The sequence below is a fragment of the Solirubrobacter ginsenosidimutans genome, assembly GCF_027587205.1.
The window spans coordinates 1-26619 of record NZ_JAPDOD010000005.1 but is presented as its reverse complement, the minus strand read 5'-3'; the positions used below and the strand labels follow the sequence as shown (position 1 = coordinate 26619).

Genomic DNA, 26619 nt, shown 5'->3' with positions numbered 1-26619 from the left:
ACCCCGCGAGGCCCTGCCGGGGGCGTGGAGCGTGTATGACTTCCGCCGATGCCCCGGTTCGAGGAGGCGCTCAACGGCACGCTCGATGTCCTCAAAAGCCGAGGGCGGGTGTCGTACGCCGCGATCACACGTCAATATGGCCTCACGCCTGAGGACCTCGAGGCCCTCAAGGACGAGCTGATCGACATCCTCGGCGCCGCGCGCGACGAGGCGGGCAAGATGCTCGTTGCCGTCGAAGCTCCGGCGCCGGTGCCCGAGCCCGAGCCCAGCCCGGAGCGGCGCCTCGTCTCGGTCATCGCCTGCGACCTGGTCGCCTCGACGCCGCTGAGCCAGCGCCTCGACCCCGAGCAGCTGCGCGAGGTCATCCGCGCGTACCAGGAGAGCGTCGAGGCCGCGATCGAGCGCCACGGCGGCCACGCCGCCCGCTGGCAGGGCGACGGCGTGATGGTCTACTTCGGCTACCCGCGCGCCGAGGAGGACGACGCCGTGCGCGCGGTGCGCTGCGGTTGGGAGATCCTGCGCGACCTCGTGGACGTCCGCGAGCGCGTCGTCACCCGCTATGGAGTGACCCTCGAAGCCCGCGTGGGCGCGCACTCGGGCACGGTCGTGGTGGGCGACGACGGCGTGACCGGCTGGCAGGCGTTCGGCGACACCCCGAACGTCGCCGCGCGCGTCGAGGGCGTCTCCGCCCCCAATGAGGTCACGGTCACGGAGGCGATCCGCCAGTTCGTCGCCGGCCATTTCGAGCTCGAGCCGCTCGGCCCGCACGAGCTCAGGGGCGTCGAGGTGCCGCTCGAGCTCTTCCGGGTGATCGCGCCGCGGCGCAACGTCGCCCGCTTCGAGGCCGAGCGCGCCGCCCACCTCGTCCCGCTCGTCGACCGCGACAACGAGCGCTCGGTCCTCGGAGCCGCCGCCGCCCGCGCCCGCGCCGGGCAGCGCGCCGCGGTCCTGCTCTCGGGCGAACCGGGGATCGGCAAGTCGCGGCTGATCCACCACCTCGTGCACCGCTTCGCGGCCGACCTGGAGCCGCTGCACCTGCAGTGCCGCCAGTACGGCGGCGCGACCCCGCTGCACCCGCTGGTCGACGCGCTGCGCGAGCGCTGGCGGCTCGCCGGGGACGACGCCGCCCGCCGCGGCGCGGTGGAGGAGGCGCTGGCCGGCCACGCGGCGCTGGGCCCGCTGCGCACCGAGCTCTTCGCCGCCCTGCTCGACATTCCCACGCCGGGTGGGGAAGCGGAGGCGCTCAGCCCCCAGCGCCGCCGCGCGATGACGCTCGAGGCGCTGACCGCGTGGGTGTACGCCGAGGCGCGCAACACGCCCCTGCTGCTCGTCGTCGAGGACCTGCACTGGGCCGACCCGTCGACCCGCGAGCTGATCGGCCAGCTGCTGGACGCGCCGGACGACGCGCCGCTGCTGTTCGTGGCCACGTCGCGCTCACGCGAGCCGGAGCTGACCGCGCGCCTGGAGCTGCTCGCGCTCGACCGGCTCGGCCCGGGCGACGCTCGCGAGCTCATCCACAGCGCCACCGACCATGCGCTCGATCCCGCCCTGGTGGATCAGATCGCGGCCCAGGCCGACGGCGTGCCGCTGTTCGTCGAGGAGATGACGCGGACGCTCGTTGAGACCGGCGAGGAGACCTCCGGCGGGCTCGAAGGCGTCGTCCCCGCGACGCTCTACGGCTGCCTGATGGCGCGGCTGGACCGTGACCCGCCCTCGCGCGCGGTCGCGCAGGCCGCGGCGGCGATCGGCCGGCGCTTCGACACCGAGCTGCTGGCGCCGCTGTGCGGGCTCAGCGAGGAGGAGCTGCGCGACCGGCTGGCCACGCTGGTCGCCGGCGACCTGCTGGTCGAGCAGCGCGACGACACCGGCGCGACCGCCTACATCTTCCGCCACGCCCTGATCCGCGAGGCGGCGCGCAACAGTCTCCTGCGCTCGCGCCATCAGGAGCTGCATGGCCAGATCGCCGACCTGCTGGTGCAGCGTCCGCGGGTCGCCGACGAGCAGCCCGAGGTGCTCGCCGGGCACCTCGAGGCGGCCGAGCGCTTCGGCGAGGCCGTCGGCTTCCGGCTCGCCGCCGCGCTGCGGTCGCTGCAGGGCTCGTCCTACCCCGAGGCAGAGTTGCACCTGGGCCGCGCGATCTCGCTCGCCGAGCGCATGCCCGAGGGGCCCGAGCGCGACGGCCTCGAGCTCTCGGCGCGGGTCCTCACCGGCGTGACGCTGACCGCGACGCGCGGGTGGACGGACCCGGAGGTCGAGACGCACTTCCAGCGCGCGCGGGAGATCGGCGCGCGCGTCGGCGACGTGCCGCAGCTCTTCCCCGCGCTCTCGGGGCTGCTGTCCTACCTGATCGTCAGCGGCCAATTCGCCGCCGCCGAGGAGATGGGGCGCGCCAACCTCGAGCTCGCGGCCTCGACCGGCGACCCCGGGCTCGAGCTGGAGGCCGAGGTCGAGCTGGGCAACATCCTGATGTACGTCGGCCGGCTCGAGGAGTCGCTCGAGCACCTCGACCGCGTCGCCGCGCTCTACGACCCCGCCCGCCATCGCCATCACGCGTTCGTGTTCGGCAAGGACCCGTTCGCGATCACCCGCGTGCAGGCCGCGCTGGCGCTGTTCGCGCTCGGGCGCGCCGACACCGCGATGGCGTACATCGGCGACGGGATCGAGCACCTCGAGCGCTATCCGCACCCGTTCAGCGAAGGCTGGGTCCGGCTCGGCGCGGCGATCGTCTACGGCCTGCGCGGGGAGATCGCGGCGTCGCGCGAGGCCGCCGAGGCGGGGCTGGCGCAGGCGACGATCGAAGGCTTCCCGCAGTGGGTGGCGCAGGGGCGCGTGTACGCGGGGTGGGCGCGGGTCGTGCAGGGCGCGCACGACGAAGGCCTCGAGGAGATCCGCGCGGGGCTGGAGATCTGGCGGATGGGCGGCGCCCAGCTGCTGCTGCCGTGGCTGCTGCTGCAGTTCGGCGACGGGTGCCTGCGCGCCGACCGTCCCGACGAGGCGATCGAGGCGCTCAATGAAGGCCGCCGGCTGGCCGACGCCAACGGCGACGGCTGGTGCGAGCCCGAGCTGCTGCGCGTGCTCGGCCTGGCCGAGCTGGCCGCGGGCGGCGTGCGCGAAGCGTCGGTGGAGCGCATCCGCGCCGCAGCCGACCTCGCGGCCGCGCGCCGGCACCCGGGGCTCGAGCTGCGCGCGGCGGTCACGTTGGCCGAGCTGGGCGAGGACGACGGGCGCCTGGCCCTCCTGCTCGCGACGCTCGACGAAGGTTCCGGGACCGCTGACGTGGTGGCGGCGCAAGCGCTCTTACACGCGAGGACCTCGCATTGATCGACAACACCCACCGCAGGCGGCTCGTCGCACTACTGACCGAGGCCGCCGAGCTCGAGCATGCGCTGATGTGCCAGTACCTGTACGCGGCGCTGTCGATGAAACGGCGCATCGAGGAGGGCGTCAGCTGGCAGCAGCTCGAACTGATGCGTCGCTGGGAGGCGAGCATCATGCTGATCTGCCGCCAGGAGATGGAGCACCTCGGGCTCGTCTGCAACCTGCTGACGGCGATCGGCGAGGCGCCGTGGCTGACCCGCCCGAACCTGCCGCTCGCGCCCCGGCACTACGACCTCGAGGTCGAGTCCAAGCTCGAGCGGCTGACCGAGGAGACGCTCGTGCGCTTCGCGCTGTTCGAGATCCCCGACGCCGAGATCGAGCAGCCGGACCGCGAGCTGCTCGCGCAGGCGCTCGGCCAGGAGATCGACCCACAGCGCTACCAGACGATCGGCCGGCTCTACGACGAGATCGCGCAGCTCTTCGAGCAGCTCGGCGAGTCGCTGTTCATCGGCCCGCCCGGCGCCGAGCTCGCCACCACCGACGTGATCCCGGTGCCGTTGCGCGGCATCTCGCTCCCGAATACGGCCCGCATCTACGACGTCGAGCTCGTCCCGGTCACCGGCCTCGCGTCGGCGCTGGCCGTCGTCGAGCAGATCGTGGCCGAGGGCGAGGGCGCGCCCGGATCGAGCGGCGAGAGCCACTTCAAGCGGGTGCTCGCGATCCTGCGCGAGTTCCGGGACGAGCGCGAGCGTGACCCGGCGTTCGACCCCGCGCGCCCCGTCACCGCGCATCCCGATCCGCACGCGATCAGCGACCGCCGCACCCGCCGCGTCAGCCAGCTCTTCGACGACGCGTACGCGACGCTGTTGCTGCTGCTGATGCGCTTCTTCGCGCACAGCGACGAGCGCACCGCCGAGCTGACGGGCCTGCAGCGCGCGGCGTTCTTCCCGATGATGACGACGGTGATCCGGCCGCTCGCCGAGGTGCTGACGCTGCTGCCCACCGGCGACGGTGCGAGCACCGCCGGGCCCGCGTTCCGGTTCACCCGCAACATCACGCTGATTCCGCACCGCGAAGCGGCCTGGCAGGTGATCCAGGACGAGCTCGACGCGCTCACCGCGACGGCGGAGGACCTGTCGGGCGACAGCGGCTATCCACTCCAGGTGCGCGACCGGCTGCGCCTGATGCACGAGAACCTCGCGCGGATCGGTCTCGACTTCGGCCTCGCGATGGGGACGGCGGTCGCGCCGTGAACCTCGTGCTCGCGTTCGAGGGCTGGTGCTCACTGCGCCTGCCCACCGATCCCGACCCCTCCGACGAGCCGCGCGGCATCAGCGGCTACACGTTCGCGTTCGCGGGGGAGCCGGACCTGGACCGGATCCTCAACCTGCAGCCGCGCGCCGGGATGCACTACCGGTCGCACAGCCCGAAGCTCGGCGTGACCGTGCGCCGCGCCGCCCGCACCGACGGCCACGCGCTTCCGGCGCTCAAAGGCGCGCACGTCGACCTGCTCGGGCAGCCGATCATCGAGAACCGCAACTGGAACCTGACGCTCCCCGGCTTCGAGCCGATCGTGCCGTTCCACCTGCGCATCGACGGCCCCGACGCGGTCCTCGACCGCGTCGCCCCGCTGAACTCCGCCGACCCGAGCCAGCCGCTCTGGCAGGTCTCGCAGACGCTGCTGGAGGAGCAGGGCGCGCAGGGGATGGAGTATGAGCCCGCGACCGTCGGCGACGCGACCGGCGAATGGGATCCGCTCGCGACCGTGACGCAGCGGCTCGCCACGCTCCAGCACGACCTCGAGCGCACGCACGACGCGATCGCGCGGACCGCGCTCGAAGGCCGTATCGCCGAGCTGCACTATGCGGTCGCGAACCCGAACGACCGGCGCGTGCTGGTGCGCAACTTCGTCGAGCGCTTCGGCTTCGACATGACGGGCCAGGCGGTGGTCGAGGGCGTCGAAGGGCTGGACACGACGGCGCCGTGGCGGATCGACTTCTGGCTCGGCAGCTGGGATCCCGACCTGCTGTGTCTGTACATGAAAGGGGCACTCAACGTGCCGTACGCGGACTGATGGCGCTGCAGAGCGATTTGCACAAGGAGCGCGTCGAACGGCGCGTGAAGGAGCAGCTGCCGCGGCTTGACCCGGTGGCGCTGGACGAGCTCGGGATGACGCAGGCCGAGTGCGAGGACCTCGAGCGCAAGCTGCGGGGCTACATCGTGCTGCCTGGGATGCCGGACTACCCGGCGGCGGCCGCGCCCCACGCGGCGCCGCGCTGGCCCGCCTTCCCGCAGCTGATCGCGTTCTGCGAGACGCCGTCGGACGTGCGGATCTGCCTTGCGCTGGCTCGCGAGAAGGCGCTGTGGGCGGTGCCACGCTCCGGCCGTCACAGCCTCGCGAACTACTCCACCTGCAGCGGCATGATCATCGACGTCAGCCTGATGAACGGCATCTCGGTCGACCCGATCGAGCTGACCGCGCGGGTGGGCGCGGGGGCGAACTTCGGGCTGCTCAACGCGGTGCTCGACGGCTATGGCCTGCACGTCCCGGGTGGGACGTGTGCGGACGTCGGCGTCGCCGGGTTCATGCAGGGCGGCGGGTATGGGCTCACCTCGCGCCGGTTCGGCATCAACAGCGACTGCGTGCTCGCGGTGACCATGATGCTCGCCGACGGCACGATCGTCGTCGCGGACGCAGAGCGCGAGCGCGACCTCTGGTGGGCGGTGCGGGGCGGGACCGGCAACCAGTTCGGCATCCTGCTCGACATCACGTTCAAGCTCGTCGAGTTGCCGTCCGTCTGGTCGTTCGAGCTGCGCTGGACGGTCGAGGACGCTCCGGCCGCGCTCGACGCGATCCAGCGCGGCTACATGCGCGACGCCGACAACGCCGACGTCGGGTATCTGGTCGTGATGGCGACGATCGACTCAGAGCCCTGCCTGCTGATGCTCGGGCTCTACAGCGGCGATCCCGCCGATGGGATGCGCGCGCTGCGGCCGCTGATGGACGTCGGCAAGCCGACCTTCCGCGACGACACCGGTACCTACAACACGCTCAACGACGCCGTGCTCGCGGTGCTGCCCGGTCCCGGCCTGCCGACGACGATGGAGGCCAAGCGCAGCGGCTACATCGCGACGCCGGTCGGCGTGGAAGGGTGGAAGACGCTCGTGGACTACTTCGCGACGACGCCGAACCCGTACAACATCATGGTGCTCGAGCCCTACGGCGCGGCGCCGACCGCCTACCCGCGCGGCGACTCGGCGTTCATCCATCGCGAGGTCGACTGCGACTTCTTCGTGGACTCCTTCTGGGACCCGACGTGGCCGGACTGCGACGAGGAGACCGCGCTGACGTGGCTGGCCGGTTTCTTCGGCGTCGTGCAGCCGTTCCTCAACGGCGAGATGTACCAGAACTACCCGGTGCGGGATCTGCCCGACTACCGCGAGCAGTACTGGGGCGACGCCTTCCCGGAGCTGTTGCGCATCAAGCAGCACTACGACCCCGCCGGCTTCTTCCACTTCGAGCAGAGCATCACGCCGCCACCGCCCCCCTCGTGAGCGCGTCGGACGAATTCCTTGGACTGCTGAACGCCGAGGATCGGGCCGAGCTCGAGCGCATCGGGCATCGACGTCAGGCCGACCGGCCTGACGTCCTGCTCGCCCGCGGGGATGAGGCGGACCGGGTGCTGGTCCTCGAGGCGGGGCGGGTGAAGGTGACGGTGCCGACGGCGTCGGGCACCGACGCCGTGCTCACCTTCCGCGGCCCGGGCGCGCTGCTGGGCGAGCAGGCGCTGGTGGACCGGCGGCCGCGTTCGGCCGACGTGGTGGCGATCGAGCCGGTCGAGCTGCTCGTCGTCGCCGCCTCGACGTTCCGCAGCTACCTCGCGTCGCACCCCGACGTCGCCTTGGCGATGCTGGCGATGCTCAGCAACCGGCTGCGGGCGTCGGACCGGCGGCTGGCCGAGTTCGCCGCCGCCGACACGCTCGGGCGGGTGGCGGCGCGGCTCGTCGAGCTCTGCGACACCCACGGCGATGCCGTCGAGGGCGGCGGCGTGCGGATCACGCTGCCGATCACCCAGGAGGACCTCGCGGGCTGGACCGGCTCGTCGCTCGAGTCGACCGCCAAGGCGCTCCGCCAGCTGCGCTCGCTGGGCTGGATCACGACCGGCCGGCGCGCGCTGGAAGTGCATGATCTCGCGGCGCTGCGCCAGCGCGCCCCCTGATACGTGTCAAAGGACATGGTGCTGGGCTGAGCCGGCAACGAAGATCGCGGCGTGGCGCTCATCTTCCCCTTCCCAAAGGCCAAGCCGAAGCCGCAACCCGACGACGGACTGGTGGTCGGTGCCTGCGGCGGGTTTCGCCTCTAGGGGCAGACCCTCAGAGCGTGCGGATGACCCTTGCGGGGACGCCCGCCACCAGCGTGCGCGGCGGGACGTCCTTCGTCACGACGGCGCCGGCGGCGACCACGGCGTCCTCTCCGACCGTGACGCCCTGCAGGACCGTGGCGCCCGCGGCGATCCACACGCCGCGACCGATGCGGATCGGAGCCATCGTGATGCGCGAGCGCCGGGTCTCCGGGTCGACCGGGTGGCCCGAGCTGATCAGCTGCACGTTCGGCCCGATCATCACGTCGTCGCCGATGTCGATGCCGCCGAAGTCCATGGCGGTACAGCCGTGGTTCACGAAGACGTTGCGACCGAACCGGAGGTTGCGGCCGCCGTCGGTGTGAAACGGCGGCAGCACGCGAACCGACGGGTCGAGCTCGTGGCCGGTCAGCTCGCCGAGCATCGCGCGCATGGCGTGGAAGTCACCCGGTGCGAGCGCGTTGAGCCGCCCCAGGATCTCCCAGGCGCGCTCGATCTCGGCGCGAAAGTCTGTCGCTGACACGGACGAGCATTGTGCCGATGGCGCCGGACGTCGACTTAGGCGCCGTCCAACCAGGGGTAGCGGGCCTTGTCGGCGCCCGCGTAGTCGGGGTCGAGGTAGATGAAGCAGCGCTGGATCTTGAAGTCGCGGATCTCGAAGACGTCGCACCAGCGGCCGGCGCCCCACTCGGGCACGCCCGCGCGCCAGGGGCCGTCCTCGTGCTCGCCGTAGGACGTGCCCTCGGCGACGATCGTGTCGCCGCCGCCGAAGATCCAGTTGAAGTTCGCGTAGTCGTGGCGGATCGACTTCAGCTTCGATCCGACCTCGCCGAACATCTGCCCGATCTCCTCGCGGCCGTTGGCGATGCCCCACTTGGGGAACATCACCTGGGCGTCGGGGGCGAAGAGCTCGAGGATGCTCTCGCCGGTGGACGTCACGCCGCCGTTGTCGAACGCCTTCAGGTACTCCAGCGCGACCGACTTGCGCTGCTCGTCGGTCATCGTCTGCGTCGCGATCACGTCAGGGCCTCCTCATGGACTGGTTCGAGATGGGCCGCGTTGGCGGCGCGATAGGCGAAGGCGATGATCGGGCCGAGCGTCGCTCCGCCGGCCCAGTAGGCCCGCGCCGACGGGGACGCGACGCAGTTGCCGACGCCGTAGAGACCGGGGATCGGCTGATCCAGGTCGTCGACGATCTGGCCGTCGGGCGTCGCCTTCGGGCCGCCCTTGGTGTCCAGCGTGCCGCCGGTGACCAGCGCGGCGTAGTAGGGACCTTCACCCGACAGCGGCCACATCGTCGGGTTGGTGCGCCCCGGCTCTTCGCGGACGTCGCCGTTGAAGAGCTGCTGGACGGCGCGCTCGCCGCGGCCGAAGTCCGCGTCGACGCCGGTCTTCGCCAGGTCATTGAAGCGGGCGATCGAGGCGCCCAGCGTGTCCGCCCAGCCGTCGGCGAGGGTCAGCCCGCCGGTGACGCGCGCGTACCGCTCGAGCCGCGCTCGCACCACGATCTCCAGGTCGGCGAGCGTCTCGCCGCGCAGCACGTGCGCGTCGCTCGCGCCCGTGTCTCCGACGATCAGCCGGCCGTACTCGTCGCTCGCGGAGTGCTCCTGCGAGCGCTGGTCCCAGACCTGGATCAGGACGAGGTTCGGGTACTCGCCGCGCAGCGGATCCCACTGGAAGAACATCTGCGCGAGCTCGTTGTACGGCAGCTTCTCGTTGACCACGCGGCGGCCGGTCTTGTCGACGAAGAGCATCGAGTCGCCGGCGACGGAGAACATGCCGGAGAGCGACGGGTCGCCCGCGACGGCGGCTTCGAGCGGCACCGGGCACATCCACGCCTGGTTCATGTTGCGCAGCTGCGCGCCCGCGGCGCCGCCGATGCGCACGAAGTCGCCCTCGTTGGTGTTGGCCGCGCAGCCGCCGTACACGGGGGCGGAGAGGAAGTTCGCGCGCAATTCGGGATCGTGGGTGAAGCCGCCGGACGCGAAGATCACCGCCTTGCGCGCGGCGACGCGCACGGTCTCGCCGGTCGCGTTCGTCGCCTCGACGCCGACCACCGCGCCGCCCTCGATCACGAGCCGTTGGACGCGGTGCGACGTGCGGATGTCGACGCCGTCGCGCTCGGCCGCCGCGCTCATCGTGCGGATGCCGACCTGGCCGCCGTCGGACATCGTCGCCCGCGCCCCCTCGGGCACGAGAACGCGTCCCGTCGGCGCCTTGTCCTGCGGCAGCTCGGACCAGTAGTCCGGTACCGCCTCGCACCAGCGGTACGGCAGCGCGTCGCGCTCGGCCAGCAGCTCGGCGGCCGGCGAGGCGCTCTCGTAGATCGCGCGGATCTGGGCGTGCTCCCACTCGCTCAGTCCCAGAGTCGGGCTGTCCGGGTCGTACTGCTGCGGGCGCGAGAGCCGCGCCGTGTAGTGCAGGAAGTCCTCCTCCGGGTCCTCGATCCCGGCCTCCTGCATCGACCGGTTGTTGGGGATCCAGTACCAGAAGGCCGCCTTCTTGGCCGTGCCGCCGAGCTCAGGCGCCTTCTCGAGCAGGATCACCTCGTCACCCAGCCAGCGGGCGAAGAGCGCCGCGGGCAACCCGCCGCCTCCGCCACCGACGACGACCACGTCGGCCGTCGCGTCCGCCGGTCCGGCGCCTGCGCTGGGCGCTGCAGATTCGCGTCGAATCATGTCTCTCCTCCCACCGGTTCCAACACGCCGAGCAGGCTTTCCATCACCCGCCCGAGCTCCGCGACGGGGTCCTCGACCATCGCCGCGCTGCGCCACGCCACGTGCGCGTCTGGACGGACCAGCACGCAGCCTGTTTCCTGCACCTCGCGCGCTCGCGCCCAGTCGTCGTAGATGTCGTGGGCGTCGCGCGCCGGCCCGATCACCAGCGCGACGACCGGCACGCCGGTCCGCTGCGTCACCTCCGCCGCGGCCTCCAGCCAGCCCTCGCCGCCGATGCCGGTGAAGAGCGTGAAGCGTCCTTTGCCGGCGAGGTCGTGCGTCGAGACGCGCTCGCCCTTGTGCTCCAGCCACGCGTGGGGAAGCCGCGCGCCCGGCCACGTCGTCGGGTGGTAGTAGAGCTCGGGGTCACGCGTGAACTCCGGCTCGGGCGTGCCGTCGGCGATCACCGCGCCCGACCGGTAGCGATGGCCGAGCTCGACCCCGTGGGCGTTGAACTCGTAGTTCTTGAGCTCGATCGCGGCCTTGAGCTTCGCGCGCGCCGCGGCGCCGCGCTCGGAGTTCTCCTTGCGGATCTCCATGTTGGCCTTCATCTGCGCGGGGTCGGTCGTGTCGAGCAGGCCGAGCGCGTCGAAGATGGGCCCGAACTCCTCGATGCTCTTGTTGGCGCGCAGCACGATCTGCTTGCCGATCGGCGCGCGCTCGGCGTCATAGGAGTCCAGCAGCGACGGCGCGGCCTTGCCGTCGAGCACCAGCGCGAGCTTCCACGCGAGGTTGTACGCGTCGGCGATCGAGGTGTTCGAGCCGAGGCCATTGGACGGCGGATGCCGGTGGCAGGCGTCGCCCATGCAGTACACGCGGCCGTCGACGTAGCGAGTCGCGTACATCTTGTTGTTGCCCCACAGCGAGGTGCTGCGCAGCGTGACGTCGATCGTGTCGTCGCCGACGAGGTTGTGCACGACGCGGGTGGCGACCTCCTCGTCGACCTCGGGCGGCGGCTCGTTGATGTCGTAGCCCCAGACGATCAGCCACTCGTCCCACGGGCGCACCATCCGCACCAGGCCCATGCCGATCCCGCCCATGTCGGCGCCCGGCTGCATGATCCAGTAGAGGACGCTCGGGCGGTGCGCGACGTACTTGGACAGGTCGGCGTGGAAGACGATGTTCATCGACCCCGCCCAGTCCATCTCGCCCTCCATCGGCAGGCCGATGTCCTGGGCGATCTTCGAGCGCCCGCCGTCGGCGCCGATCAGGTACTTGGCGCGGATCGCGTAGCGCTCGCCGCCGACGCGGTCCTGCACCTGCACGGTGACGCCGTCGGCGTCCTGGGTGTGGCTCAGGTACTCGGTGTCGAAGCGGACGCGGGAGCCGCGCCGCGCGGCCTCGCCGAGGATGATCGGCTCGAAGATGTCCTGCGGCAGGTCGTAGTGGGTGCAGGGGCTGGCGAGCGTGTAGTCGGCCAGGCGCTGCGGGTGCGTGCCCCAGGTGTGCAGGCGGGCGAGCTCGTCGCCCGCGAGGCTGGCGCAGAACACCGTGTCGCCCATCAGGTGGTTGGGGACGCCCTTGGCCTTGATCTCGTCCTCGAGGCCCATGTCGCGCATGATCTCGACGGCCCGCTGGTTGGTGATGTGGGCGCGCGGGGTGTTCGCCGTCCAGCGGTACTTCGTGATGACGAGGTTCTCGACGCCGTAGGTGGAGAGGAAGAGCGCGCTCGAGCTGCCGGCCGGGCCGGAGCCGACGATCAGGACGTCCGTTTCGATCATCGTGCGAGCACCAGGTCGTAGCTCGCCGTCCAGTGATCGCCGTCGCGCACGAATGGCGCGATCAGCGCGCTGCGCACACCGAAGACGGCATCGGAGTCGAGGTATTCGTCGCCCTCGACGAACACGTGGGTGATCAGGCGCTGATAGCCCTCGGCGGTGACCATGAAGTGGATGTGCGCCGGGCGCATCGGCCCGCGGCCGCCCGCGTCCAACAGCTCACCCACCGGGCCGTCGGCCGGGATCGGATAGGCCTCGGGCTTGACCGACCAGAACGAGAACCGGCCCTCCTCGTCGGTGAACAGGTGTCCTCGGCCATTCGGCTCTTCGCCGTTCTGGACGTCGTAGAACCCGGCATCGTCGGCCTGCCAGATCTCGACGCGCGCACCCGCGACCGGCTCGCCCTCCACGCCGACCACCCGTCCGCTGACGAAGCAGGGCTCGCCGCTGAAGTCCTCGGCGATGTTGTCGCCGTTCTCGAACGCGGGCGAGTGCTCGACGAAGAACGGGCCGAAGACCGTCGACTCCGTGGCCTTCGGCGGGCGCCGGTTGTTCATCCCCACCACCAGCATCGAGAGGCCGAGCACGTCGGAGAGCAGCACGAACTCCTGCCGCTTGTCGTCGGTGATGTGGCCGGTGCGGGTGAGGAAGTCGATCCCCGCGAACCATTCCTCCTCGGTCAGCTGCACCTCGGTCGCGAACGCGTGCAGATGCCGGACCAGGCTCTCCGCGATCGTCTTGAAGCGCTCCGAACCGGCGCCCGCGAAGGACGCCAGCACGGCGTTCGTCAGATCCTCGTCGGCCAGGTTGCGGGTACTCACGGCGCCTCCTCGATCGTCGGGGTCAACGGTACAGCGGCTCGAGCCAGGCGCGCAGCGGCGTGACGATGTCCAGTGAGCCGCCGGTGAGCAGGAACTGCAGCTCGAGGCCGTCGAGCATCGCGATCGCCTGGCGAGCGACGTGCGCCGGGTCCAGATTCTCGCGCAGGAGCCCGGCGCCAAGGTCTGCGGCGAACTGGCGTTCCATGCCGATCCGCACGCGCTCGTAGCGCGCGACGAACCAGTCGTGCGCGGGATGCTCCGGGTCGGTGCTCTCCGCGGCGAGGACCAGCAGCAGCCGGATGAAGCCCGGGTCGCGCTCGTGGTTGGAGGCGAGCGAGACGAGGTGATCGGCGAAGCTGCCGGCGCCGCCGAACGCCTCCTCCTTGGTGCGGCGATGATGGAACTCGAGCGTCTCGAGGAGCAGCGCGCCCTTCGACGGGAAGTAGTGCAGCAATCCCGGCTCGCTCAGGCCGACGTCCTCGGCGATCGCGGCGATCGACGCGCCGCGATAGCCGCGGCTCGCGAACGCGGTCTGCGCGGCGTACAGGATCTGCTCCCGCCGAGCGCGTCCCTTGACCGTCGGGGCACCCATCGCCACAGGGTACGGGCGTGGCCCCGGCGCGGTTCGCCGGGGCCACGCCTGGTGTTCACGGCGTCGTGGTCGACAGCGTGAACGTCAGGGTCTTGCTGTAGGCGCCGGTGCGAAGCGCGTCGCCGGCACCGATGTGCTGCTTGAACGTCAGCGTCACGGCGTCGTTGGACGCCGGAGCCGCCCAGCTCGCCTTGCTGAACGCGACCTGCAGCGCCTCTGGCAACGCGAACGCGCCGTTGGTCAGGTGGCCGGGGTCGGAGACGCTCAGCGCCGCGTCACCCGCGGTGCTCGTCACGGTCGCGGTGGTGCTCGCCGTGTAGTCCTTCGCCACGCCCGGCGTGAACGCACCGAACGTCGCCGGCGCGCCGAGCGTGAGCGACAGCGTGGCCGGCACCGAGCCGGAGACCGTTCCGGGCGTATCGGTCACGGCGCCGATCGTGAACGTCTTCGTGCCGATCGCGGTCGTCCCCGCCGCGTTGGTCCCGCGGTACTCGAGCGTGTGGGCGCCGGGTGCGCCGACGGTCACCTCGGCGGTATACGGCGTCCACGCGCCGCCGTCGAGGCGGTACTCGCGGGTCGCGGCGCTGAAGCCGGTGGAGGCGATGGTGAACTTGACCGGCGTCGTGTACCAGCCGTTGCTCGCGTCACCGGTGGCGGGCGTGAGCGAGAGCGAGACCTCCGGGTACTCGACCAGCGTGTACGTGTTGAAGAAGATCTCCGGGAACACCTCGCTCGGACCGTGCGCCGCCGGGTCGGTCCAGTTGGTCACGAAGTACAGGTCGTGCGACCCCGCGGGCTTGTTGGTGGTCGGTGCGGTGATCGTGGTGTAGATGCGCTGCAGCGAGGCCGCCGGCTTGGTGTCCGGCATCACCGCGCTCCCCACCAGCGGGCCGGTGGGCGAATCGGCGTGGATCTCCATCGTGCCGCCCGGCCCGCGCGAGCTGGTGCTCATCGTGATCGCGCCGATCCTGGCCAGGTTGTAGCCCTCGAACATCAGCCAGTGGCCCGGGCCCTGCATGAACGTCTGCCCCGTGTAGAGGCCGGTGCCCTCGCCGAGCGGGTAGACCGAGGTCGGCTGCGTATGCGGGCTGTAGCGCGCCTTGGCGTAGCCCGTCAGCGCGGGCGCGGCGCCGTTGCCCGCGTCCGTGTACGTGGCCTCGAACACCGTGAAGACGTAGATCGTCCCGGTGTGCCCGGCGGTGCGGTTGGGCGTCACCGTGCCGTTGCAGTTGGCGTCGGGGGTGACGATCTGGTCGGGATGGGCGTGCGAGTTGTGCCCGAGTGAGACCTGCAGCGCGACCTTGGTGCAGTCCACCGGCCCGTCGGCGTCGGTGACGTCGACGTGGTAGCTGACCGGCTGGCCGATCTCCAGCGGCGTGCCGTCCGCCGGTGCCGTGATCTTCACGACCGGGCGGGCGTTGCCGACCACGAGCGGGAAGTTCTGCACGGTCGATGACCCGTGCGAGTCGGTGACCGTAAGCCGCGCGGTCACGGCGCCGGGCGTGGTGTACGTGTGGCTCGCCTTCAGCGTCGTGGCGTCGGTCACTCCGTCGTTGGTGAAGTCCCACGCGTAGGTCAGCGTGTCGGTGACGTCGGGATCGGAGGAGCCCGTGGCGTCGAAGTTGACCGTCAGCGGCGCGGCGCCCGAGTCCTTGTCGGCGGACCCGCCGGCGATCGGCGCGCGGTTGCCGGGCGCGTAGTCGACCTTGTACAGGCCGGTGTCGTCGTTGTTCGTGCCCCAGCCGTTGCCGTAGGCGAGCACGTAGAGCGAGCCGTCGGGGCCGAACTTCATGTCCATCGGCTTGACGAAGGTGTGGATCGGCAGGAAGAACTTGCGGTCCTTGACCGTGCCGTCGGGGTTGAACGCGACGGTCTGGACCCAGTCGGTCGTCCAGTCGAAGTAGAAGTAGCGGTCGTTGAACCACGCCGGGAACTTGGTCGTCGACGGGTTGCCGGCGTCGAAGGCGTAGAGCGGGCCGGCCATCGCGCCGCCGCCGAAGAGATCGCTGAACGGCGTCGTGGGGGACCCCGCGCTGTACGTCCACCACATCGTCCGCTTGGTGGCGGGCGGGAGGTTCAACCGGCCGCCGTTGACGAGCTGGTTGGCGGGCGGGTTGAGGTTGTTGGGCGAGTTGTTGACCAGGTGGTCGCAGTCGTAGTAGCCGCGCGAGACGTTCGCGACGTAGTCCCAATCGGCGTACGGCAGGCCGGGCACGTAGCAATAGGGCCAGCCGAAGTTGGCGGGCTGCTTGGCCAGGATCATCGAGACGTGGCCGGCGGGGCCGCGCGTCGGGTCGGCCAGCGTGGCGTCAGGGCCGTAGTCGGCGAACCACAGCTCGCCGTTGGACTTCGCGTTGCCGATCGTGAACGGGTTGCGCAGACCCATCGCGTAGATCTCAGGCAGCGTCTTGTTGTCGGTGTCCTGGGACTCGTCGAAGAGGTTGCCGGGCGGGATCGAGTAGGTGCTGCCGGCGCCGACCGTCGCGCCGGGCGCGGCGAGCGGGTGGATGCGCAGGATCTTGCCCATCGGGTTGTTGGTGTTGGCCGCCGTCGTCTGGGAGTCGTTGGCGGTCTGGCCGGGGCGCTCGTCCATCGGCGGGTAGCCGAAGGAGGCGCAGCAGTTCGTGTTGTCGCCGGTGGAGATGTAGAGGTCACCGTTGGGGGCGAACTCGAGGTCGCCGGCGCTGTGGCCGCCGCCCGCGTACGCCGGATGCTGGATGTCGTAGATCGGCTTCTCCGACGTCAGGTCCAGCGTGTCGCCGGTGAGCGTGAAGCGGCTCACGCGGGAGATGTGCGTCGTGTTGTACGACGGGACCAGCGGGACGTAGTGGGCGTACACGTAGCCGGTGGTGGCGAAGTCCGGCGACAGGGCCAGGCCCATGAACCCGAGCTCGCCGGGCTGGCCCGTCGGGATCTGCCCCGCGACGACGGTCGTCTGCGTCGTCGGTTTCCAGACCTTCAGTCGCCCGTCGCGCTCGGCGAGCAGCACACGGCCGTCCGGCGTCGTCGCGATCCGTGTGCCCTGGGTGATGCTCTTGTCGAGCAGCGTGACGTCGAACCGATCGTCCGGTGGGGCGTCCTGCGCGTGCGCCGCCGGCGGCCCGGCCGCGCACAGTCCAGCGGTGAGCAGCAGGCCCGCGATCCGCGCCCTTCCAACCCTCATCCTCACAACCTCTCCCCTCATGAGATCAGAGACAGACTTTTGGAGTATCAACTCCAAAAGTGTCGTGGCGAAGTTACCGAGTGTTCGCTCGGTTTTCAACGCCTGAGGAAATGCTTAGCGTCCGCTGGGCGAACCGTTAGCGGTCTCTCGCGTCGCGCTTACGCGGGTTTGGCTCACTGGTGGCCAACGAAATATGAGACCACCCAGGAGACACCCAGCATGCGTTCTTTGATCCGCCCGCGGCTGCTCGCCGTCGTGGCACTGGTGCTCGCTGCAGCCGGCGGCGCCTCGCAGCTCCTCGGCTCGGCGAAGGCCAGCCCTGCCGGCACGCAGAGATCCTCCGGCGCGTCCAACTTCGTCCTGAACTCGGCGGACGGCTCGCAGCCGCAGAACATGGACCAGTTCCTGACCGCGGTCACCACGGACGTCGACGCGTACTGGACCAAGATCTTCAAGGCCCAGGGCCTGCCCGAGCCGCGGGTCAGCTACCAGTGGATCCCGGCCGGTCAGACGGCCGCCAGCGCGTGCGGGGACGACAGCGGAACGATGGGCGACAGCGCCGCGGCCTACTGCCCGAACGACGACACGATCTACATCTCGGAGAAGTTCGCGACCGAGGTCTACAACGGTGAGCTCGACCAGTCGCTGCCGGGCAGCTCACAGGGCTACGGCGGCACCCACGGCGACTTCGCGGTCGCCTACATCATCGCCCACGAGTACGGCCACCAGGTCCAGGACGAGCTCGGGCTGTTCGACAAGTACGGCGACCAGGTGCCGACGATGAACTTCGAGCTGCAGGCCGACTGCTACGCCGGGACCTGGGCCAACAGCGCCTACCAGCAGAACCGTCTCGAGGACGGCGACGTCCAGGAAGCGCTGAACGCGGCGCTCGCCGTCGGCGACTTCGACACCTCGAACCCCGGCCACCACGGCACGCCCGAGCAGCGCGAAGAGGCGTGGAACCGCGGGTTCGAGGCGGGCGACCCGTCCGCCTGCAGCACCTATCTCGAGCAGGCGTAACCCTTAGGTTGACGCTGAGATACCGAGGAGCCGCGCGGCGTTCTCCTTGAGCACGAGGGGCCGGACCTCATCCTTGATCGCGAGCTGCGCGAAGTCGCGCAGCCAGCGATCGGGGGTGATCAGCGGGTAGTCGGAGCCGAACAGCATCTTGTGCTTGAGCCGGCTGTTCGTGTACTGGATCAGGTTCTCCGGGAAGTACTTCGGCGCCCAGCCGGAGAGGTCGATGTAGACGTTGGGCTTGTGCACGGCGATCGCCAGCGCCTCGTCCTGCCACGGAAACGACGGGTGGGCGAGGATGATGTCCAACCCGGGGAAGTCGGCCGCGACGTCGTCGACGCACATCGGGTTGGAGTACTTCAGCCGCACCCCGCCGCCGCCGGGCATGCCGGCCCCGATGCCCGTCGTCCCGCTGTGGAAGAGCGCGATCAGGCCCGCTTCGGCGATCACCTCGTAGAGCGGGTAGTGCTCGCGATCGTTGGGCCAGAAGGCCTGCGTGTTGGGATGGAACTTGAAGCCTCGCGCGCCGCGCGCGATCAGCTCGCGGGCTTCGCGGACGGCGAGCTTGCCCTTGTGGGGGTCGACGCTCGCGAACGGGATCAGCACGTCGGGGTTCGCGGCGGCGGCTTCGAGGACCTCGTCGTTGCCGAGCCGCTTGCGGCCCATCCCCGCCTCGTCGTCGATCGTGAAGATCACCGCGGCCATGCGGCGCTCGCGGTAGTAGTCGGCGACCTCCTGCGCGGTGGGTTGCGCGGGCGAGCCGCCGAAGTAGCGCGCGGCCGCCGCGAGGACCTCACCCGTGACGGGGTCCTGCGGCTCGTCCGCGTTGCGCTCGGCATGGACGTGCACGTCGATCGCGACGAGCGTTTCGAGGTCGAGGCTCATACCGTCCATCGTCCCGCTTTCAGGGCACCGGCGCCGGACTTAGCCTAGGCGACAGTGTTGCTCGCGGCGATCGTCAGCGTCGATCCGTTCGGTAACCGGCTGCGGCCGGGATCCGGGGCCGCGTTCGTCGTGTTGGTCGCGTTCCTGGTGTCGTTCTTGGCGATCCGCACCAGCGCGCGGCTGACCCGGAGCGTGTCGTGGTGGCCTGGCGGCGTGCAGAGCGGGGGTGTGCACATCCATCACCTCGTGTGGGGGATCTGCCTGATGATGCTGTGCGGCTTCCTCGCCTTCGCGGCGCCCGGCGAGGCTCCCTGGTGGCACTTCATCGCGGTCGGGTTCGGCGTGGGCGCAGGCCTGACGATGGATGAGTTCGCCCTCTGGGTCCGGCTGGAGGATGTCTACTGGACGCAGGAGGGGCGCGCGTCGCTCGATGCCGCTGTCGTGGCCGCCGCGTTCGCCGCGCTCGTCGTCTTGGGCACCCAGCCGTTCGGGCTCGACGATCCCGCCTCCATCGCGGGCACCGCGCTGGCGGTCGCGCTGGTCCTCGGGCTGGCGGTGCTGTGCTTCGCGAAAGGCCGCGTGCTGCTCGGCGTGATCGGCCTCTTCGTCCCCGTCGTCGGGCTGGTCGGGGCGCTGCGGTTGGCGCATCCGACATCACCCTGGGCGCGGTGGCGCTACTCCGGGCCGCGCCTGAAGCGGGCGGAGGCGCGCTTCGACCCGACCCGGCGCGCGGGCCGCTGGGAGCGCCGGATCGCCGACCTCGTCGCCGGCGCGCCGGGCACGCAACGATCGACCGGCGACGAGGACGTGCCACGCAACGGGCGGTCCTAGTCGACCCGCGCGGGGATCTGACGAGGATCAGCTCGCGAGGAACCGCAGCAGCGCGGCGTTGAGCTCCTCCGGGTGCGTCCAGCCGATGTTGTGCGGGCCGTCCGCGATCTCGACCACCTCGAGGTCGGCGATCAGCTTTTCGTCGCGCAGCCGCGCCGCGGTGGCCTCGAACGGCAGGATCCGGTCGCCCGTGCCGTGGATGACGAGCGTCGGCACGTCGATCTTCGGGAGATCGCCGCGGAAGTCGGTCAGCCAGCTGCCGACGCAGGCGTATGTGGCGTAGGGACTCGCACCGGCGGCGACCTGGAAGCTCGCCCGCAGCGCGGCATCGCCGATCCGCTCCGGCGAGAACACGTCGGTGTTGTAGAAGTTGGCGAAGAAGTCGTCGAAGTAGGCGTAGCGGTCGGCGACGATCGCGGCCTCGATGCCCTTGAACACCTCTCCCGGGACGCCCTTCGGGTTGTCGTCGGTCTGCAGCAGGAACGGCGGGATCGCGCCCAGCAGCGCCGCGCGGCTCACGCCGGCCGACCCGTAGGTGCCGAGGTAGCGGGTGACCTCGCCGGTGCCCATCGAGAAGCCGACGAGCGCGACGTCCTGGTCGAGCGCGAGGTGATCGAGCAGCGCCTTCAGGTCGGCGGCGAACGTGTCGTAGTCATAGCCGGTGGTCGGCTGCGAGGACTTTCCGAAGCCACGGCGGTCGTAGCTGATGCAGCGATAGCCCTCGGCCAGCAGGACGCGCTCCTGGCGCTCCCACGAGTTCCCGTCGAGCGGATAGCCGTGGATCAGGACGACGGGCTTCCCGGTCCCGTGGTCGTTGTAGTGGATCTCGATGTCAGCGCTGTTCTCGGTACCGACCTTCACGCGCGGCATGGTCCGACTCCTCGTTCGGGGCTGTCCCGGCAGCCTTACACACCGCGCTCGCCGCGCTTCGCCTCCTGACGGGATGGGCTGATCCGAACGACGTCCCAGGCAAGATGCAGGCGTTCCAGCCCGCTGATGCACCACGCGCCCGGATCGACCTGTCCGCGCCCGAGGCCGTGACGGGCCGAGGTCGGGAACGCGTGATGGTTGTTGTGCCACGCCTCCCCGAAGGCGATCGGCGCCAGCCACGCGAGGTTGCGCGACTCATCCCCGGTGGCGAACGCCCGGCGCCCGAAGAAATGACACAGCGAGTTGATGCTGAAGGTCGCGTGATGCAGCAGCAGGATCCGCACCGGCCCGCCCCACAACAGGGCGGTGAGCCCGCCGACGATCGACCCGGTCAGCGCGAAGCCCAGACCGAACGCGAAGGCCAGGCCCGCGAAGACCCACAGCGGGAACGTGCGGGCGATGAAGCGCAGGTCGCGGTCGGCGAGCAGGTCCTTGGCGTAGCGCGCCGGGTTGGCCTGGTCCTTGCCGCGGAACATCCAACCGAGGTGGGCGTGCGCCAACCCGTGCAGCGCGGCCCGCCAGCCCGTCCCCTCATGGACGTGGGGGCTGTGCGGGTCGCCGGCCCGGTCGGAGAACTGGTGATGCATGCGATGCGTCGCGACCCATTCGGTCACCGGGCCTTCGACGGCCGCCGAGCCGAGCACGGCCAGCGTGATCCGCATCGAGCGGGTGGTCTTGAAGCTGCGGTGCGTGAACAGCCGGTGGTAGCCGACGGTGATGCCGATGCCCGAGAGCGTGTAGGTGACCGCGAGCACCACGAGGTCGTGCCAGTGCAGCGTCCCGCCCCAGGCCAGCCAGCCCGCGAAGGCGAGCGCGGCGACCGGCATGCCGACGACGAGCATCCGCACGATCCGCTCGGACGTCTCGTTGGTGATCGGCACCGACGAAGGAACCACGTGCGACATCTCGACCTCCGCATAGCTAAGGAGCTCGGAAGTCAGATGGTGCTGCCCGCCGTCAACGGCGGACCCCAGGATCGATGCCCTCCACCAGTCACGATACACCCGCAACGCAAACGAGCGCCGAGTCTCTCGTGCCGGGCACGAGAGAGTCGACGCTCGAGGCGGAGATCAGGGGCGCGAGCGCCCCGCAGGTGCTAGCTCTCCCGCTGACCGACCTCGGCCACCGGGCGCTCGTCCGCGACCGGCGTGTCCTCGCGGCCGGAGAGAGAGTCCTTGAACTCGCGCATCCCCTGGCCGAGTGAGCGGCCTGCCGCCGGGAGGCGCTTGGGGCCGAGCACGACGAGAGCGATGACCAAGACGATGATCAGCTCCATGGGACCGATATTGGGCATAAGGGATGCGCTTTCGTGTTCGAGGGTCGGCGCGCTTACGGCGTCGTGGTGGACAGGGTGTAGGTGAGCGTCTTGCTGTAGGCGCCCGTGCGCAGTGCGTCAGTCGCCTTGACCAGCTGGCTGAACTCGAGCGTGACCGTGTCGTTGGAGATCGGTCCGCTGTAGGTCAGCAGATTCAGCGGAGACGCAGATGAGCCGACGTTGTTGTAGGCCGTACCGGTGTTCGCAGCATTACGGGCGCGAGCCTGCAGGGTCTCGGGCATGACGAACGTGCCGTTGACCAGGTGGCCGGTGGCGACCGAGCTCGGGTCGGCGACGCTGAGCAGCGCGTCACCCGCGGTGGAGATCACGTTGGCCGTGGTCGAGGCGAGGTAGGTCTTGCCGAGACCCGGCGTGAACGCGCCGAACGTGACGGGCGCGCCGAGCGACAGGGACAGCGTCGCCGGCACGGTGCCGCCCGGCGTCGACTGCGGCGGCGGCGGGCAGCCGCCCCACGCGATCGCGTCGAGCGCCGTCAGCGAGGCGCCCTTGTTGGTGATCACGCCGGTGGCGAGATCGATCGTGACGAGGTTCGTCGCGCCACCGAAGTCGTTGACGACGCCGTACATCGTGAGGCCGTCGCACGCCGTGTCGAGGCTCGAGATCTGCGTGCCCGACTTGATCGGCGAGTTCGTCAGACGCGTCGTCGTGGTGGTCACGGCGCCGGTCGTCGGATCGATCTTGAAGACGTGACCGAAGTCACCGTCGAGCATGCCCCAGAACGCGCCGTTGCGATCGAACGAGATGCCGTTGCCGAACGTGACGCCGAGGCCGGCCTCGCCCACCTTCGTGACCGCGCCGGTCGCCTTGCTGATGCTGTAAAGATCGTCGCCGGTCTCGTTCCAGCCGTACAGCTGGCCGAGCGGGCTGACGGCGATGTCCTCGATCTCGTTGACGCCCATCGAGCCGACGACCGTCGAGGCGCCCGTGGCCGGGTTGATCTTGAGCAGGTCACGGGTCGTGCCCGCGAGCTGGACGCCCGCGGTCACGCCGTAGAGCGTGCCGTCGGTGCCGTCGAAGGCGAGGCCGGTGACGGCCTTGCCGATCGAGCCGACGCTCGTCGTCGCGCCCGTGTCGGGGTTGATCGTGTAGAGATTGGAGGCCGGGAGGGTGTCGGTGGCAGTGACACCAGTGGCCCCGTACAGCACCGGCGCGGCGGAGGCGGCGGATGCGCAGAGCGCTCCCGTTGCCATCAGCGCCCCGGCCGCGGCCATGAAGGTCCTCAATGGACTGGACACGTTTCTACTCCTTGGTGGCGAAAGTGGGTTCAAGCGAGGCGACATCTATGCGCCTCGGGGCACGCGGCGGTTGGCCACTCGCGTGCGAATCTGGAGGTACAGCACGGCGCTGCCGAAGATCGCGATGAAGACCGCGAACGGCGTCAGCCCGCTCAGGTCGTACCCGTCGCCCGACGTCTTGGCCGGTTGGAGCACGGGGACCTTCAGCGGCGCCACGTTGGCGGGCAACGGATGCCCTCCAGCCTGGGCCAGCTGACGGACCGCGGTCATCGCGGCGGCGACGTGCTGCTCACCGTTGCTGCCGGTCGCGACGTCGACCTTCTCCGCCCCAGGCCCGGCCACGCCGATGCCAGTGGGGGAGACGATCACGACGGGGCCGACGAGCTTGACGCGTGAGATCTCGAGCGCTCGGGTCACGTAAGCGGCGTAGCGCTGCGGGTGCGTGAGCATCTCCGGCTTGTCATTGACGTCGCTCAGATCGCCGATGATCGAGACCTTGATCGGATAGCCGGCCTTCTTGGCGGCCTCCAGCAACCCCATCAGCTTCAGTTCCGTGGCCGGGGAGGCCCGCTGGACGCTGAAACCGGGGTAGAAGTCGCTCGTCTCGAGATAGTGCGTCGAAGCGTCACCGTGCGCCTGCGCGGCCACCGGCACGCACAGGAGCATGATCAGCGCGGCGAAGAGAACCCGCAACGCACGCATTACTTCAGCCCGAGCAGCAGCTTGGCGCTGATCTTCGCGTGGCGCAGTGAGCGGCCCGGGTCGGCGGCGGGGCCGGGACCCGAGTCGGACTCCACGATGTGGAACTTGAACCCCTTCGCGCGGTTGGCGCGGATCTCCGTGAACTCACGGCGGAAGCCCCAGACCCGCGGGTCCAGCCCCGGCGACGCCGACGGCGCCGTGGCACCGGGGTCGAAGCCGTAGCCGGTCGGCGCGATGCCGGCTTGCGCCGCCGCCTGAGCCCCGTTGCCGAGGTGGCCCTCGGTGGAGTAGATGACGTCCATGCCGCCGTTGATCGGGAAGCCCGGGCGGACCTTCGTCTGATCCCAGGGGTTGCCGGGCGCCGCGACCGGGACGGCCGCGCGGACCGCGTCCTTGACGTGCCAGCCGACGAGCCGCTTCCAGTTGTCCTGCATGTAGGAGATCGGATCCCACAGCGAGCCGTCGACGTTCGGGAAACGCCCGCGGGCGTTGTACATGTGGAAGATGTCGGGCTCGAGGAACACGTACCGCGGGTCCGTGTTCGCGACGAAGAAGTCGATGCGGTGCGGACGCTGGTCCACCGGGATCAACGGATCGGCGATGAACTGCCAGTTGTTCTGCTCGGGATGCAGGTACGCCTTCAGCCCGTAGTTCTCCATCAACAACTGGCCGAGCTTGTTGTAGTTGTCGCACGCGACTTGCCAGGCGGCGATGGTGTTGGCACCGCTCGGGTCGCCGGCGGTGCCGATCATGCGGTGGCCGAGGATGTCGGCGTTGGCCACCTGTGTCACGCCGGCCGCGCTGAGCTGACCGGTCGCGGTGTTGAGCATGCCGAGGCCGCCCTGGTGGGTGCCGGCGGACTTCAGGCCCGCGGCGTCCAGCCAGGACTTGATCTGGGTGACCGGCGGGTTGGCGCCGCCCGGGTTCTGGGCGTTCTGGGACAGCTGGAAGAACTCGAAACCGCCGTAGCCGCACTGACCGAGGAAGTCGAAGACCTCCTGGTAGCCGCCGGGCAGCGGGACGAGCGGACCGAGATCCGTCGGGTCATTCGGGAAGTTCGGCCCGCCGAGGTAACCCATGACCGGGCTCGCGCTCGTGGATGTCACACGGGTCGTGGCATCTCGGACGGAGAAGTGCTGAGCGATCAGCGTCTCCTTGAAAACGATCGGCGCGTTGGGGCCCCCGGGCTTGCTGAAAGCCCCCGGTGCCCACGAACCCAGTGCTGCGGCGCCTGCAAGGCCCGCGGCTCCGCCTAGGAACTTCCGGCGGTTCAAGCGCAGTTCATCCGTGCTCACGGCGGTGCGTCCTCCTCTACGTCCTCATTGACTACTACTGCGGAGTCGCACGCGGAAACGCGTGCTCCAGCCACCGCTGGTGACCGGCTCTCACTTACTCCACATCCCTCACCGGGGCGCCTGCGCGCCCACGACCCATCAGACCCAGCTATGCGAAGACAACGGTCTTCGACGGGTCGAACTTACGCCACGTCTCGCCCAGAAGCAACTCCCACTTCAGAAATAAGTTCCGGCTGAGATGGGGGTCAAGCGCGCGAAATATGGGTGCGAGCACAGAACTCAGCGAGCGGGGCGGCCCGATTTGCCCTGTTCTGATGAGGCAAACCCGAGAAATCTCACGGCGAGCCCCGATCCGCGCGTCGATTTTGCGCATTTGACACGTTTCACTTGGCTCTCATCTGTGCAGACGCGTGCGAGTTTCCTACACAAGAGTTCAGGATTCGACCCAAACGTCGATCGAACCGCTCTAACCCCCTGCGTCGAGTGCGCACTAAGTGCAGCCCGTTGCGCTTAGTCCTGGTCTCAGTCGTCTGTCATGAGGGTTTCCGAGGAAGATCAGGCAGAACCTTGCGAATGTGGTCCAACCGGCAGGCAGAAGTTGGGAACTTTTGCATTGTTTAGTCCTTGCTTTAGGTCACCTTGAGGTGATACAAGCACGGCCCGTAAACGGGTCGCAAGGAGAGGGTTTATGAGGAGGAGAAGTCTGGGGCTGGCTCTGTTGAGCCTTGCCCTGGTGGTTCCGGCGAGCGCGTCAGCGCGGCCGAAGGCCGCTGCGGCGGCGCCCGCCAACGTGCTGGTCGTGACCAGTACGACGGATGCTTTGTCGGCGGCGGGTATCGCGTCGATCCAGGCGGGTGCCGCGAGCGGCAACTACACCGTCACCGCACCGACCCCGGCCAACGTCGGGGCGCAGTTCACGCCGGCGGCGCTTGACGGCTATCGCGCGGTCGTGTTCCTGAACACGGGCATCGCGAGCCCGCTGACCGACGCGCAGCGCGCGAACTTCGAGGCGTACTTCAAGAAGGGCGGCGGCTTCGTCGGCATCGGCTCCGCCATCGAGACCGATTCGGCGTGGGCGTTCCTGACGAACGTCCTCGGCACGCGGTCCGCGGGCCGCACGACGGTTCAGACCGGCACCGTGAAGGTGGCGGACCGCGTTCATGACGCGTCCAAGGCACTCCCGGAGTACTGGGATCGCACCGACAACTTCTACAACTTCACGTCCAACGTGCGCGGTCTCTCGCACGTGCTCGACACGGTCGTCGAGGATCCGTTCGAGCCGCAGCCGCAGGGCAACACGCTCAAGGGCATCATCGGCGGGACGATGGGCGCCGATCACCCGGTCTCCTTCTGCAAGGACTACCAGGGCGGGCGCTCGTTCTACACGTCGCTCGGCAACACGGTCGACAGCTACGACGCCACGCTGGGCACGCACCTCACGGGCGCGATCAAGTGGGCGACGGGTCAGAGCGACCCGGTCTACAGCGACTGTGGCGCGACGGTGACCAAGAACTACCAGCAGGTCAAGGTCAGCGCGCCGCCGAACCTGCTCGAGCCGATCGGCTTCGACCAGCTGCCCGACGGTCGTCTGATCCAGACGTCGCGCTCCGGCACCGTGCGCCTGCACGACCCGGCCAAGGGCACCACGACGGTGCTGGCGAACTTCGCCGACCCGGCGCTGCCGACGACGATGCGCCT

22 protein-coding genes are annotated in these 26619 nt (G+C 69.9%); 8 read left to right on the top strand and 14 right to left on the bottom strand.

Going from position 1 to position 26619, the window contains the following annotated elements; translation table 11 throughout:
* The first annotated feature begins 48 nt into the window (after nucleotides 1-48).
* From OM076_RS08325 to OM076_RS08305, 5 genes are read left to right on the top strand one after another with little or no spacing between them, the layout of a single operon-like run.
* Nucleotides 49-3321, top strand: coding sequence for an AAA family ATPase (locus tag OM076_RS08325; protein ID WP_270039048.1), 3273 nt, complete (start codon nucleotides 49-51; stop codon nucleotides 3319-3321).
* Nucleotides 3318-4571, top strand: coding sequence for a ferritin-like domain-containing protein (locus tag OM076_RS08320; RefSeq protein ID WP_270039047.1), 1254 nt, complete (start codon nucleotides 3318-3320; stop codon nucleotides 4569-4571). The genes OM076_RS08325 and OM076_RS08320 overlap by 4 nt, the downstream gene beginning before the upstream one ends.
* Entirely contained in the window at nucleotides 4568-5392 is an 825-nt protein-coding gene (locus tag OM076_RS08315) for a hypothetical protein (protein ID WP_270039046.1), read from the top strand. The genes OM076_RS08320 and OM076_RS08315 overlap by 4 nt, the downstream gene beginning before the upstream one ends.
* Entirely contained in the window at nucleotides 5392-6873 is a 1482-nt protein-coding gene (locus OM076_RS08310) for an FAD-binding oxidoreductase (RefSeq protein WP_270039045.1), read from the top strand. The genes OM076_RS08315 and OM076_RS08310 overlap by 1 nt, the downstream gene beginning before the upstream one ends.
* Nucleotides 6870-7538 (top strand): Crp/Fnr family transcriptional regulator, encoded by a 669-nt coding sequence (locus OM076_RS08305; protein WP_270039044.1) that lies wholly within the window; start codon nucleotides 6870-6872, stop codon nucleotides 7536-7538. Before OM076_RS08310 ends, OM076_RS08305 begins: the two co-directional genes overlap by 4 nt.
* Before the next feature lie 154 nt (nucleotides 7539-7692).
* On the opposite strand, the gene OM076_RS08300 is transcribed toward OM076_RS08305, so the two are convergent.
* The 7 genes from OM076_RS08300 to OM076_RS08270 are packed head-to-tail and all read right to left on the bottom strand — an operon-like array spanning nucleotide 7693 to nucleotide 16690.
* The gene (locus OM076_RS08300; RefSeq protein WP_270039043.1) at nucleotides 7693-8202 is read right to left on the bottom strand and encodes a DapH/DapD/GlmU-related protein; all 510 of its coding nucleotides are present in this window, start codon (nucleotides 8200-8202) and stop codon (nucleotides 7693-7695) included.
* Between the two features lie 35 nt (nucleotides 8203-8237).
* Nucleotides 8238-8681 (bottom strand): nuclear transport factor 2 family protein, encoded by a 444-nt coding sequence (locus OM076_RS08295; protein ID WP_272597776.1) that lies wholly within the window; start codon nucleotides 8679-8681, stop codon nucleotides 8238-8240.
* Between the two features lie 14 nt (nucleotides 8682-8695).
* The gene (locus tag OM076_RS08290) at nucleotides 8696-10357 is read right to left on the bottom strand and encodes an FAD-dependent oxidoreductase (RefSeq protein WP_270039041.1); all 1662 of its coding nucleotides are present in this window, start codon (nucleotides 10355-10357) and stop codon (nucleotides 8696-8698) included.
* A complete protein-coding gene (locus tag OM076_RS08285; RefSeq protein ID WP_270039040.1) occupies nucleotides 10354-12117 on the bottom strand; it encodes an FAD-dependent oxidoreductase in 1764 nt (587 codons plus the stop codon). The genes OM076_RS08290 and OM076_RS08285 overlap by 4 nt, the downstream gene beginning before the upstream one ends.
* Nucleotides 12114-12935, bottom strand: a complete 822-nt coding sequence (locus tag OM076_RS08280; RefSeq protein WP_270039039.1) for an intradiol ring-cleavage dioxygenase — start codon at nucleotides 12933-12935, stop codon at nucleotides 12114-12116. Before OM076_RS08280 ends, OM076_RS08285 begins: the two co-directional genes overlap by 4 nt.
* A 22-nt stretch (nucleotides 12936-12957) precedes the next feature.
* Complete coding sequence (locus OM076_RS08275) at nucleotides 12958-13527, bottom strand: TetR/AcrR family transcriptional regulator (RefSeq protein WP_270039038.1); 570 nt, start codon at nucleotides 13525-13527, stop codon at nucleotides 12958-12960.
* A 55-nt stretch (nucleotides 13528-13582) separates the two neighbouring features.
* The gene (locus OM076_RS08270) at nucleotides 13583-16690 is read right to left on the bottom strand and encodes a PQQ-dependent sugar dehydrogenase (protein WP_270039037.1); all 3108 of its coding nucleotides are present in this window, start codon (nucleotides 16688-16690) and stop codon (nucleotides 13583-13585) included.
* A 219-nt stretch (nucleotides 16691-16909) separates the two neighbouring features.
* Here OM076_RS08270 and OM076_RS08265 point away from each other — a divergent pair, with 219 nt between their 5' ends.
* A complete protein-coding gene (locus OM076_RS08265; protein ID WP_270039036.1) occupies nucleotides 16910-17710 on the top strand; it encodes a neutral zinc metallopeptidase in 801 nt (266 codons plus the stop codon).
* 3 nt (nucleotides 17711-17713) lie between these two features.
* On the opposite strand, the gene OM076_RS08260 is transcribed toward OM076_RS08265, so the two are convergent.
* Nucleotides 17714-18592 (bottom strand): amidohydrolase family protein, encoded by an 879-nt coding sequence (locus tag OM076_RS08260; RefSeq protein WP_270039035.1) that lies wholly within the window; start codon nucleotides 18590-18592, stop codon nucleotides 17714-17716.
* A 54-nt stretch (nucleotides 18593-18646) separates the two neighbouring features.
* Between OM076_RS08260 and OM076_RS08255 the strand changes: the two genes are divergently transcribed.
* A complete protein-coding gene (locus tag OM076_RS08255) occupies nucleotides 18647-19423 on the top strand; it encodes a hypothetical protein (protein WP_270039034.1) in 777 nt (258 codons plus the stop codon).
* Between the two features lie 27 nt (nucleotides 19424-19450).
* On the opposite strand, the gene OM076_RS08250 is transcribed toward OM076_RS08255, so the two are convergent.
* The 6 genes from OM076_RS08250 to OM076_RS08225 all read right to left on the bottom strand — a co-directional run bounded on the left by OM076_RS08250 (nucleotide 19451) and on the right by OM076_RS08225 (nucleotide 24732).
* Nucleotides 19451-20293: an alpha/beta fold hydrolase gene (locus tag OM076_RS08250; protein WP_272597767.1), complete on the bottom strand. Its 843-nt coding sequence runs from the start codon at nucleotides 20291-20293 to the stop codon at nucleotides 19451-19453.
* A 35-nt stretch (nucleotides 20294-20328) separates the two neighbouring features.
* The gene (locus OM076_RS08245; RefSeq protein WP_270039032.1) at nucleotides 20329-21258 is read right to left on the bottom strand and encodes an acyl-CoA desaturase; all 930 of its coding nucleotides are present in this window, start codon (nucleotides 21256-21258) and stop codon (nucleotides 20329-20331) included.
* A 191-nt stretch (nucleotides 21259-21449) separates the two neighbouring features.
* Nucleotides 21450-21629 carry a Sec-independent protein translocase subunit TatA/TatB gene (locus OM076_RS08240; RefSeq protein ID WP_270039031.1) on the bottom strand — a complete coding sequence of 60 codons (180 nt, stop codon included), beginning with the start codon at nucleotides 21627-21629 and terminating at the stop codon, nucleotides 21450-21452.
* Nucleotides 21630-21682: 53 nt separating this feature from the next.
* A complete protein-coding gene (locus OM076_RS08235) occupies nucleotides 21683-22924 on the bottom strand; it encodes an SMP-30/gluconolactonase/LRE family protein (RefSeq protein ID WP_270039030.1) in 1242 nt (413 codons plus the stop codon).
* A gap of 45 nt (nucleotides 22925-22969) precedes the next feature.
* Nucleotides 22970-23617 carry a hypothetical protein gene (locus OM076_RS08230; RefSeq protein ID WP_270039029.1) on the bottom strand — a complete coding sequence of 216 codons (648 nt, stop codon included), beginning with the start codon at nucleotides 23615-23617 and terminating at the stop codon, nucleotides 22970-22972.
* An 8-nt stretch (nucleotides 23618-23625) separates the two neighbouring features.
* Nucleotides 23626-24732 carry a sugar phosphate isomerase/epimerase family protein gene (locus tag OM076_RS08225; protein WP_270039028.1) on the bottom strand — a complete coding sequence of 369 codons (1107 nt, stop codon included), beginning with the start codon at nucleotides 24730-24732 and terminating at the stop codon, nucleotides 23626-23628.
* Nucleotides 24733-25609: 877 nt separating this feature from the next.
* Here OM076_RS08225 and OM076_RS08220 point away from each other — a divergent pair.
* Nucleotides 25610-26619 (top strand): ThuA domain-containing protein (locus tag OM076_RS08220; protein ID WP_270039027.1); only part of this gene is annotated, 1010 nt, incomplete at its 3' end.

Bases quoted from the DNA above. Each gene is read 5' to 3' on its own strand.
- OM076_RS08325 (WP_270039048.1), top strand. From the start codon at position 49: ATGCCCCGGTTCGAGGAGGCGCTCAACGGCACGCTCGATGTCCTCAAA.
- OM076_RS08310 (WP_270039045.1), top strand. From the start codon at position 5,392: ATGGCGCTGCAGAGCGATTTGCACAAGGAGCGCGTCGAACGGCGCGTG.
- OM076_RS08295 (WP_272597776.1), bottom strand. From the start codon at position 8,681: ATGACCGACGAGCAGCGCAAGTCGGTCGCGCTGGAGTACCTGAAGGCG.
- OM076_RS08290 (WP_270039041.1), bottom strand. From the start codon at position 10,357: ATGATTCGACGCGAATCTGCAGCGCCCAGCGCAGGCGCCGGACCGGCG.
- OM076_RS08285 (WP_270039040.1), bottom strand. From the start codon at position 12,117: ATGATCGAAACGGACGTCCTGATCGTCGGCTCCGGCCCGGCCGGCAGC.
- OM076_RS08275 (WP_270039038.1), bottom strand. From the start codon at position 13,527: ATGGGTGCCCCGACGGTCAAGGGACGCGCTCGGCGGGAGCAGATCCTG.
- OM076_RS08270 (WP_270039037.1), bottom strand. From the start codon at position 16,690: ATGAGGGTTGGAAGGGCGCGGATCGCGGGCCTGCTGCTCACCGCTGGA.
- OM076_RS08265 (WP_270039036.1), top strand. From the start codon at position 16,910: ATGCGTTCTTTGATCCGCCCGCGGCTGCTCGCCGTCGTGGCACTGGTG.
- OM076_RS08260 (WP_270039035.1), bottom strand. From the start codon at position 18,592: ATGAGCCTCGACCTCGAAACGCTCGTCGCGATCGACGTGCACGTCCAT.
- OM076_RS08250 (WP_272597767.1), bottom strand. From the start codon at position 20,293: ATGCCGCGCGTGAAGGTCGGTACCGAGAACAGCGCTGACATCGAGATC.
- OM076_RS08245 (WP_270039032.1), bottom strand. From the start codon at position 21,258: ATGTCGCACGTGGTTCCTTCGTCGGTGCCGATCACCAACGAGACGTCC.
- OM076_RS08240 (WP_270039031.1), bottom strand. From the start codon at position 21,629: ATGGAGCTGATCATCGTCTTGGTCATCGCTCTCGTCGTGCTCGGCCCC.